The sequence below is a fragment of the Candidatus Symbiopectobacterium sp. NZEC135 genome, assembly GCF_025962695.1.
In genome coordinates this window covers 1-589 of record NZ_JAGFPF010001338.1, presented here as the reverse complement: position 1 = coordinate 589, position 589 = coordinate 1, and the positions used below count along the sequence as shown (strand labels likewise).

At 48.2% G+C, this 589-nt stretch carries 1 protein-coding gene; it reads left to right on the top strand.

Features of this window, described 5'->3' with window-relative positions; translation table 11 throughout:
- On the top strand, positions 1–589 hold a 589-nt coding region (locus J5224_RS34145; protein ID WP_264629285.1), incomplete at both ends, for a phage tail sheath family protein.

Here is a 589-nt window from a genome sequence, read left to right as displayed (position 1 = left end):
AACTATTATGGCGGACATTAAGTTTCAGCAAAATATCCTGCCCCCCTCCGCGGCGATGGCCGGTATTTATACCATGGTCGATAACTCTCGCGGCGTATGGAAAGCGCCAGCAAACGTCAGTGTCAATGCGGTGGTCTCTCCAACTGTTAATATCAGCGATGATGAACAAGAAGATCTGAACGTTACGACACAGGGTAAATCGATCAACGCTATTCGGCCGTTTATCGGTGAAGGCACATTAGTCTGGGGAGCCAGAACGCTTGATGGCAATAGCTTAGACTGGCGTTATATCAACGTCAGGCGCACGATGATTATGTTAGAAGAGTCCATTAAGCTTGCTTCAAAAGCGTATGTCTTCGAACCCAACGTCGCCAATACTTGGGTCTCAATGGAAAGCATGCTGGGTAACTTCCTGTACGGTATCTGGAAACGAGGCGGGTTAGCAGGTTCAACGCCAGGTGAAGCTTACAATGTGAGCGTTGGTCTGGGTAAAACGATGACCGGAAACGATATTCTGGAAGGTATTCTGCGTATTACCGTGTTGGTCGCTATGGTTCGCCCGGCTGAATTTATCGAAATCACTTTCCAG